Origin of the sequence: Candidatus Thiosymbion oneisti, from assembly GCF_900092655.1 — a bacterium.
GTDB lineage: Bacteria > Pseudomonadota > Gammaproteobacteria > Chromatiales > Chromatiaceae > Thiosymbion > Thiosymbion oneisti.
Window position 1 is genome coordinate 1 of sequence record NZ_FLUY01000966.1, and the last position, 9,216, is coordinate 9,216.

Here is a 9,216-nt window from a genome sequence, read left to right on the forward strand (position 1 = left end):
ATACGGTCGGCCAGCAGATCGCCGATGGCCTGGACGGGCTCGGCGACAAAGCGCGCCTGCCAACGCTGGATGGCCGGGCTGACGGGAAGTGCGTTCATTGCCCACCCTCGCCGAAGAGGTCAGCGCCGAAGTCGTCGCGGTCCGCGTAGAGCCGGACCCAGGGCAGATGCAAGCCCCGCGCTCGGTCGAGAGGCATGGTCACCGGCTCGGCGACGACGCCGGCCCGACAGAAGTGCTCCGGTAAGGTCCCGCAAAAAATTCTGTTGGGCCGGTGTCCGTTCTGCTTGGATGGCAGACTTTGATCATGTGGGTATTTTCAAAGGTTAATCTACGGCTGCTTCTTTGTCCATGCCGAGATACACCACCGCTGCCCGTCCGCCGCCACGTTCGACATTGCCGGTAGGTGGGGGTGAGGAACGAACCCCAACATCGTCGTAAAAACCCCGCGTACCCTGTTTCACCTCAACTCTCGTGGGGAACGCCCGACCCGTCGTTCCGAACGGCCTGCGGAACGGCAGATCGGCCGTTCCCTACAGGAGATACCATAAACAGAAAATTAAGGAGAAATGGTGTGTCAGGGGCTTTTGGCCTGCAAGACTCGGAACTCATGGCTGAAGGCATCCAGTCTCTTCGCCGCGATCGCATCGCGCAGGGCGCGCATGAGCCCTTGATAATAGTGCAGGTTGTGGATGGTATTGAGCCGGGCGCCTAAGATCTCTTTACATTTGTCCAGGTGATGCAGATAGGCCCGGCTGTAATGCCTGCAAGCAGCGCAGTCGCAAAGCGGGTCCAACGGCCCCTCGTCGGTCCGGTAGCGGGCGTTGCGGATCCTGACGACGCCGCCGGTGGTAAACAGAAAGCCGTTGCGGGCGTTGCGGGTCGGCAGGACGCAGTCGAACATGTCGATGCCCCGCCGCACCGCTGCGATCATATCCTCCGGGGTGCCGACGCCCATCAGGTACCGCGGTCTGTCCGCCGGCAGGCGCCCGGACAGGAAGTCCAGGATGCGCAGCCGATCCGCCGGTGGCTCCCCCACCGACAGGCCGCCCACCGCATAGCCGTCGAATCCCAGGTCCAGCAGACCCGCCAGGGAGACCGCACGCAGATGTTCGTACATCCCCCCTTGGACGATGCCGAACAGGGCCGCCGGGTTATTCCCGTGGGCCTCGCGACTGCGCGCGGCCCAGCGCAGGGAGAGCAGCATAGAGTCCCGCACGCGGTCTTCGTCCGCCGGGAAGGGGGTGCAGTCGTCGAAGATCATGACGATGTCCGAGCCCAGCGCCCGCTGTACCACCATGGCGTCCTCGGGCATCAGGAAGACCGGGCTGCCGTCTACCGGACTCTTGAAGTGCACACCCTCTTCCGTGATCCGGCGCAGGTCCCCAAGGCTGAAGACCTGAAATCCGCCGGAATCGGTGAGGATCGGACCCTCCCAGTGCATGAAGCGGTGCAGACCACCGTGGCGGCGGATGACCTCTACCCCGGGCCGCAGCATCAGGTGAAAGCTGTTGCCGAGGATGAGCTGGGCCCCCAGACCGGTCAGCTCCTCCGGCGTCATGGCCTTGACGGTGCCGTAGGTACCCACGGGCATGAAGGCGGGGGTCTCGACGCGGCCGCGGTCGAAGGTCAGACGCCCACGCCTTGCCGCCCCATCCTGCGCCAGGACCTCAAAGCGCACGCCGACGGTCTTCCAGCCAACATCGCAGCTGCCCGAGATCCGCTACCTCACCAGCAGGCGGTTTCAGCTCATGGGGCCAGGGAGTGTCCCCCCGGTTGATCCAGACCGCTGCCATGCCTAAGCGCCGGGCCGCCTCCACGTCCCGGTAGGGATCGTCCCCCAGATGCAGGGCCCGTTCCGGGGGCACGCGACCCCATTGGAGGGCGCCGAGAAAGAGATTCGGCGCCGGCTTCCGGGCCCCCACATCGGCGGCGGTCAGGGACCGCCCGAACAGACCGCGCAAGGGCGTGCGGGCTACCTCGGCGTTGCCGTTGGTGACCGACACCAATGGGTATTCGGCGCCCAGGGCCTGCAAGGCGGGAAGCACGTCCGCGTAGGGTATGACCCGGTTGCGGTGCTCCAGGAACAGGGCCACGGCAGCATCGGCCAAGGCCACATCATAGCCGTAGGCCGAGAGCAGGCCGCGTAGGGAGTGTCGGCGCACCGCCGTGAGATCATGGGCGATCTCGGGCCAGCTCATCATCAGCACTCGACGATGGCGGCGCATGGCTTCCTGATCATAGACCTCCGTCAGCCGCGGCGCAGTCCGCTCCAGCCAGGCATAGAGCACCGCTTCCGCCCGCTCAATGGTCGGCGCGCAGGGCCAGAGGGTATCGTCGAGGTCGATGGTCAGGAGCCTGAAGGCACGCTCGGTTGGCAGCTTGTCCATCCAGTCGTTTGCAGCCGATAAGGCTTGACAGCTAGTTCGGAATTTAAGAAGATACTGATGCACTGAAACACTACACGGCATTTCGGTGCACGCTTCCATCCTCCTTTGGTGGTAATCCTAAGCGCGACACTTCCGTCGCGCTTTTTTTTGGACCGCTAACCCAACAAGCGCGAGATGTCGACGTAGAAGGCGAGGGTCATGAGCGCCGCCAACAGGGCGAGCCCGACCCGCTGCCCCTGCAATTGCGCTTGCTCGGAGAGCGGGCTGCCCTTGATGGCCTCGATGGCGAAATAGAGCAGGTGTCCCCCGTCCAGGAGTGGGATGGGCAACAGATTGAGTACGCCGAGACTGACGCTGACCACCGCTAGAAACTTGATGAAGTAACCCAGGCCATAGCTCGCGGTCTTGCCCGCGGTCTCGGCGATGGAGATCGGCCCGCCCAGATTCTCGACCGACGCCTTACCGGTCAGCATGCGCCCGATCACACGCAGCATGAGCAGACTCATATCTGCGGTCTTGCTGATAGCCGCACTCAGTGCCGCGACGGGCCCCAGCCGCACCTCCGTCCGGTACTCGTCGAACAGATGGGGCGAGATTTGCGCTGCAGCGCCGATGCGTCCGATCTCCCGGCCATCCAGCTGTACGGCATGGGGGATCACCAGGAGTTCATGCCGTTCGGAGCCACGTTCGACTTCCAGCCGCAACGGCCGATCGGGATGTGCCTGCACTGCCTCGACCAGATCGCCCCAGTGGGCGATCGACTCGCCATTGACGCTGCGGACGCGGTCGCCGGGACGCAGCCCTGCCTGCGCGGCCGGATCGCCTGGGGTAAGCTCACCGATGCGGGCCGGCAAGAGGGGTCGCATCGGCGACAATCCCAGATTCGAGAGCAACGCCGGGTCATCGGGCAACCCGGCCAGCGCATCGCCGTTCAGCACCCGCACCAGCTCCAGACCGCTCTCATCGCGCACGCGAACCGCAAGATCCTCGCCACCCAGGACCTCCGCCATCAGGGCAAAGACCGCCGCTTCCCAGGTCGGCGTCGGCCGGTTGGCAACCGCCAGCAGCTCATCCCCAGGGGCGAAACGGGCCTCAGCTGCGATGGATCCCGGGGCGACCGTCCCCACCACCGCCCGCGTGCCCACGTCACCCGCGACGAAAATGGCCCAGTAGGCGAGAACGGCAAACAAGAAGTTGAAGAAAGGTCCTGCAGTTACGATGACGAATCGCTTCCAGAGCAGCTGGCGGTTGAAGGCCAGGTGCTTCTCAGCCTCGGGGACTGATCCTTCCTGCTCATCCAGCATCTTGACATAGCCGCCGAGGGGAATGGCGGCCAGCACGTATTCGGTGCCGTCGCGGGGGCTGACGTAGCGCAGCAGGGGTTTGCCGAAACCGATGGAAAAACGCAGCACCTTGACCCCGAGCTTGCGGGCGGCCCAGAAATGCCCGAACTCGTGGACCGCGATGAGGATTGCCAAGGCGACGATGAACCAACCGACCGTGTAGAGTAGTTCCAACATGGATCTATTCGGCAACTCCGCCGAGATTTTGTTCCGCGACCCGCCGCGCCCGCTGGTCCGCGTCCAACAGCTGCTCGACCTCCCACCCCTCGACACTTTCTCGCGGGAGCTGTTGCAGGGTCTTTTCGACCACGACCGGGATGTCCGTGAATCCGATCCGCCGCTTCAAGAATGCGTCTACCGCCACCTCATTGGCCGCGTTGAGAATGACAGGATAAGTGCCACCCTGAGCCGCCGCGCTGTATGCCAGCTCTAGACAGGGAAAACGCTTCGGATCTGCTGGCCGGAAGTCGAGTCTCTGGACCTCGAGTAGATCGAGCGCGGCAACGCCGGAATCGATCCGCTCGGGCCATGCCAGGGCGTGGGCGATGGGTGTACGCATGTCCGGATTCCCGAGCTGTGCCAGCACCGAACCATCCCGGTACTGCACCAGGGAATGGATCACACTCTGGGGATGCACCAGGATCCGGACCCGGCTGGGATTGGTGCCGAACAGCCAGCAGGCCTCGATGAGCTCCAAGCCCTTGTTCATCATAGTCGCCGAGTCCACCGAGATCTTGCGTCCCATGTCCCAGTTCGGGTGAGCACAGGCCGCCTCGGGCGTGACCTCTGCCAACTCCTCCAGGGGCGCATCCCGGAAGGGTCCGCCGGAAGCGGTCAGCAGAATCTGGTCCACGCCCAGGTGTTCAATATCGCCTCCACTGTGGAAATCCCCGGGAAGACACTGAAACACGGCATTGTGTTCGCTGTCGATGGGCAGAATCTCGGCACCATTGTCCGCAACGGCCTGCATCAGGAGCGAACCCGAGACCACCAGGGCCTCCTTGTTGGCCAACAGCAGACGTTTGCCCGCGCGTGCGGCCGCCAGGGTGGGCAAAAGGCCAGCGGCGCCGACAATCGCTGCCATTACACAGTCGACCTGGGGTAAGGCCGCTACGGACTCCAACGCCGCTGTCCCCGCGAGCACCTCCGGCGGTTTCGCCATGCCCGACAGCAGCAACCGGAGCTTGCCCGCCGCCACCGGGTCCGCCATAACCGCGTACTCGGGTCGGTGACGGCGACACTGCAGGGCCATGCCTTCGGCATCTCGGTTGGCGGTCAAGGCGACGATGCGAAATTGCTCCCGATGGCGCTCGACCACATCCAGGGTACTGACGCCGATAGAACCGGTGGAGCCAAGCAGGGTGATGCCGATCATCCTCAGTGGAGAACCTCGTCAAGACGGTTGGCAGTGAGGACCCGCTCGGACCACGCCAGCAAGGTCTGTTCGCTGGCTTGATCGATACGTTGCTGCACCTCATCGGGTAAGGTGCCGAATTTCAGACGTAATAGTCGTTCCAAGACCAAGGCTTCGCCTTGGTGCTTGCCTTGCTGCACACCTTGCTGCATTCCCTGTTGCAAACCTTGCTGCATGCCCTGCTGTATACCCTCCTCGCGGAAGCGCTCGGCAAATCGGCTCATGGTCCTCGCCTCGTCAGGATAGTCACGTTGGTATTCGACCCGCTCATTATCGTCAAGCGCCGCGTAGATGTCGATGAAGTCCAGGTATTTGAGCTGCTTCTCAGGATCGCGTTCCAAACCAGTCAGTCCCCGCACCGCTTGGGCATAGACCTCGACCTTGCGCCCCGCGGGATACTGCATATTGGGCAGGTTCAGCCGTATCACCAGGTTGTCGCTATGGCGGTAGTGCTCGTAGGCCAGCTCACCCAGAGCGCAGCTCAGGTAGCGGAAGTCGAGGTAGGTGTGGTGATCTCCGCTCAGGCACAGCCGTTGCGCCACACCCTGTGCTTGACGCAGGAAGATGACCACCGGGACCACACGGTCGGTCTTCATCAGCTCGGCTAGATCCAGGCAATAGTGGGCCAGGCGATGGATGGAGAAGCGCCGCGCGTCGCTCTCTTCTTCGAGCACGAACGCCAGGGCCTCACGCCGCCCGTTGGGCCATTCCACCAGCAGTGGCACATCCAGCTCCCGAAAGCGCTCGCCGAGGCGTTCCTGGAATTGCTCCTGGCGCACGGGTGTAATCCGCGCCGCGTCGATCCCGTCGGCTTCGGTGGCGGCGAAGAAGGCCAGGGCCAGGTGCGGATAATCGAGGATGAGGTTTTTGAAGTTCTGGTCGTGGGACATGGTCTTGTCCAGGAGAAAATGGGGGGCGTTACCCTCGGCTTTCACCCCGGCACGACCTCGCTTGGCGGTCTAAGTCAGGCCTTCCGCCAGGATAGCAACCGGTAGCGCCGAACGATTTAGGTCAACCGCCGTTGCTCAGGACCATCAGCTGGGCATCCAACCACAGGATGCCCAACGTGAACAGGGGGGCGGCCGCGGTCAGGCTGTCGATGCGATCGAGTATCCCGCCGTGTCCGGGGAGCAGCTGCCCCGAGTCCTTCAGGTCGCGGCTGCGTTTGACGAAGCTCTCAAACAGGTCGCCGATCATCGAGACCAATGCCACCAGGATACACAGAGCGACGAGCAGCATTGCATACCCGAGCGATAGCCCCAGCGACCAGCCCAACAGAATCCCACACAGACCGGCGCCGACTAAGGCCCCGTAGACACCGGCGCGCGTCTTGCCCGGACTGAGCAGGGGCGCCAGCTTCTCGCGTCCCCAGCGGCGTCCCGTGAAATAGGCCAGGGTATCCACAACCCAGATGAGCACGAGCAGAAAGATCACCAGATAAGGACCTGCGGACGAGTGGGCGTGCAGGTGAAGGATTGCGAGCCAGGGACCGATGAGTACCACCAATCCCACCGCTGCCATCACAGGCTCCGGTCCCGATTTGCACTCGACGGTGCGCAACCGGAACAAGAGGAACGCGACGGCACCCCAGAAGACCGCCGCCGCTGCCATCATATGTACATACCATTGGCGCAGCGGGGGCTGCCATAGAAGGAGCAGACAGAGGGCCACCACAGCCACGTAGGCAAACCGTCCGGCGCGCACTGCGATGCCGGCCATGGCCGACCACTCCCACGCCGCTGGCACCAAGATCAGCCCCAGGCACAAGGCAAGATAGGCGGGGGGCAACCACAGGACGGCCGCCACCGTCAAGGGGGCGATGAGCAGTGCGGTCAGGGTCCGCTGCCGCAGCTTGCTTGCGGACACGATAGCTCCTAGCTGGTTCCATTTGCGGCGCGGATGCTGGCCTGATCACCGGTCAAGCCGAAACGGCGCTGCCGACCTGCAAAATCGGCTAAGGCCTCCCGATAGGCTAGGGCATCGAAATCCGGCCACATCAGATCGCTGAAATAGAACTCACTGTAGGCCGACTGCCAGAGCAGGAAGTTGCTGATTCGTTGCTCTCCGCCGGTGCGGATGAAAAGATCGGGATCCGGCAGGTCAGGAAAGGACAACCGGGTAGAAAAGATCCCTTCGTCCACATCCTCCGGCGCGATGCGACCAGCGCGCGCATCCGCGACCAGCCGCCGAGCCGCCTGCACGATGTCCCAACGTCCGCCGTAATTGGCGGCGACCTGGAGCAGCATGGCCTCGTTGGCACTTGTCACTTTCTCCACTTCGGCCACACGTTGTCGCAGCTTTTCCGGAAAGGCCGCACGCTCACCGATGATCCGCAGTCGTACGCCATGCTCGCTGAGTCGATTGACTTCCGAGCGCAGGGTGCCCATGAACAGATCCATCAGGAGGTTGACCTCGGACTTGGGACGGTGCCAGTTCTCGCTGCTGAAGGCGAAGAGCGTTAAGGCTTGGATACCCTGGCGAACGCTCTCTTCCACAATGGCCCGAACGCTTTTGATCCCCGCCCGGTGTCCGGCCGCACGCGGCAACCTGCGCCGCAATGCCCAGCGCCCGTTCCCGTCCATAACGATCGCCACGTGTCGTGGTAGAGGTTGGTCGTCCGAGGATGGCGACGCATCCTTGTTCAAAACGCAAGCTCCCAAAAAACGTCCCCTAGAAGGGGTATCAGATGGACATCAGGTCCTGTTCCTTCTCGGCAAGGACCTTGTCCACACCCTTGATGTAATCGTCGGTCAGTTTCTGTACCATCTCCTCGCCACGGTGCTCCTCGTCCTCGGATATCATCTTTTCCTTCACCGCTTCTTTAAGTCCATGATTTGCGTCACGCCGGATGTTGCGAATCGCTACCCGGAGCTGCTCGGCTTCGTGACGGGCTACCTTGATCAAATCCCGGCGCCGCTCCTCCGTCAGGGGCGGCATGGGCACCCGGATCACCATTCCCGCCGTGTTGGGATTGAGTCCCAGATCGGACTGTATGATGGCCTTTTCCACCGCCTGTACCATGCCCTTCTCCCAGGGCGTGACCGCGAGGGTGCGGGCGTCCTCGGCCGTGATATTTGCCACCTGTTTGATGGGTACATCGGAGCCGTAATAGGAAACAACCAGGTGATCAAGCAAAGCAGGATGCGCACGCCCGGTGCGAATCTTGGCCAGCTCATGCCGCAAGGATTCCACGCTTTTACCCATGCGCGTTGCGGCGTCTTTCTTGATGTCCTCGATCATCTCATTCCCCACCTTCCACCAGGGAGCCGATCTCGGCCCCTCCAATCAGTCGCATCAGTGCGCCCGGCTCGTAGATGTTCATCACCCGCAACGGGATACCGCTATTCCGACACAGGACGAGGGCCGTCGTATCCATGACCGCCAAGTCCTCCTGCAAGGCCTGATCGTAGGTCAAACGCCGGTAGAAGACCGCTGCGGGGTCTCTGACCGGATCGGCCGAATAGACGCCATCGACCTTGGTCGCCTTGATCAACAGGTCGGCGCCGATCTCCACCGCCCGTAGGCTTGCCGCCGAGTCCGTGGTGAAGAAAGGGTTACCGGTCCCGGCGGCGAAGATAGTCACCCAACCCTTCTCCAGATAATCCAAGGCGCGGCGGCGGATATAGCCTTCGCAGATTTGGTCAATTCTCAGCGCCGACATGACCCGCACCGGCACCTCCAGGCGCTCCAGTGCATCCTGCATGGCAAGCGAGTTGATGACGGTGGCCAACATGCCCATGTGATCGCCGGTGACCCGGTCGATCCCCCCCTGAGCCAAGCCCGCGCCGCGGAAGATATTGCCGCCGCCGATTACCAGCGCTACTTGTACGCCGCTAACGACCAGCTCCCGTACCTCGCCGGCCAAGCGACCGATCACCCCCGGATCGATGCCGTAGGCACCCGCTCCCATCAGGGCCTCGCCACTGAGCTTGAGGAGGATGCGGTGATAGTGGATCGGAGACACTGGCTTGGAACCTTTTACTGGGATTTTTTAGCTGTCAGGTCCCGGATGATTACGTGGAATTTTTTTAAACAGTTGGGGTTGCTGTGCGTGCCATTGTTTGAGTATCTG

10 protein-coding genes are annotated in these 9,216 nt (G+C 62.8%); all 10 read right to left on the minus strand.

What is annotated here, in order from left to right:
- Positions 1 to 323: 323 nt before the first annotated feature.
- Positions 324 to 461: a hypothetical protein gene (locus tag BQ17_RS22580; RefSeq protein ID WP_218068208.1), complete on the minus strand. Its 138-nt coding sequence runs from the start codon at positions 459 to 461 to the stop codon at positions 324 to 326.
- Between the two features lie 113 nt (positions 462 to 574).
- Positions 575 to 1,678 (minus strand): tRNA guanosine(34) transglycosylase Tgt, encoded by a 1,104-nt coding sequence (gene tgt, locus BQ17_RS09875; RefSeq protein WP_089726619.1) that lies wholly within the window; start codon positions 1,676 to 1,678, stop codon positions 575 to 577.
- Positions 1,668 to 2,387 (minus strand): HAD family hydrolase, encoded by a 720-nt coding sequence (locus BQ17_RS09880; protein ID WP_089726621.1) that lies wholly within the window; start codon positions 2,385 to 2,387, stop codon positions 1,668 to 1,670. The genes tgt and BQ17_RS09880 overlap by 11 nt, the downstream gene beginning before the upstream one ends.
- A gap of 155 nt (positions 2,388 to 2,542) precedes the next feature.
- Positions 2,543 to 3,904, minus strand: coding sequence for an RIP metalloprotease RseP (rseP, locus tag BQ17_RS09885; protein ID WP_176722374.1), 1,362 nt, complete (start codon positions 3,902 to 3,904; stop codon positions 2,543 to 2,545).
- 7 nt (positions 3,905 to 3,911) lie between these two features.
- On the minus strand, positions 3,912 to 5,105 hold the full coding sequence (gene ispC, locus BQ17_RS09890; protein WP_089726625.1) for a 1-deoxy-D-xylulose-5-phosphate reductoisomerase: 1,194 nt from the start codon (positions 5,103 to 5,105) through the stop codon (positions 3,912 to 3,914).
- Between the two features lie 2 nt (positions 5,106 to 5,107).
- A complete protein-coding gene (locus BQ17_RS09895; protein WP_089726633.1) occupies positions 5,108 to 6,034 on the minus strand; it encodes a DUF4351 domain-containing protein in 927 nt (308 codons plus the stop codon).
- A 121-nt stretch (positions 6,035 to 6,155) separates the two neighbouring features.
- Positions 6,156 to 7,010 carry a phosphatidate cytidylyltransferase gene (locus tag BQ17_RS09900; protein WP_089726627.1) on the minus strand — a complete coding sequence of 285 codons (855 nt, stop codon included), beginning with the start codon at positions 7,008 to 7,010 and terminating at the stop codon, positions 6,156 to 6,158.
- Positions 7,011 to 7,018: 8 nt separating this feature from the next.
- Positions 7,019 to 7,789: a polyprenyl diphosphate synthase gene (gene uppS / locus BQ17_RS09905; RefSeq protein ID WP_256091537.1), complete on the minus strand. Its 771-nt coding sequence runs from the start codon at positions 7,787 to 7,789 to the stop codon at positions 7,019 to 7,021.
- A gap of 37 nt (positions 7,790 to 7,826) precedes the next feature.
- Entirely contained in the window at positions 7,827 to 8,384 is a 558-nt protein-coding gene (frr, locus tag BQ17_RS09910) for a ribosome recycling factor (protein WP_089726631.1), read from the minus strand.
- A 1-nt stretch (position 8,385) separates the two neighbouring features.
- Complete coding sequence (pyrH, locus tag BQ17_RS09915; RefSeq protein WP_089726636.1) at positions 8,386 to 9,099, minus strand: UMP kinase; 714 nt, start codon at positions 9,097 to 9,099, stop codon at positions 8,386 to 8,388.
- Positions 9,100 to 9,216: the final 117 nt, after the last annotated feature.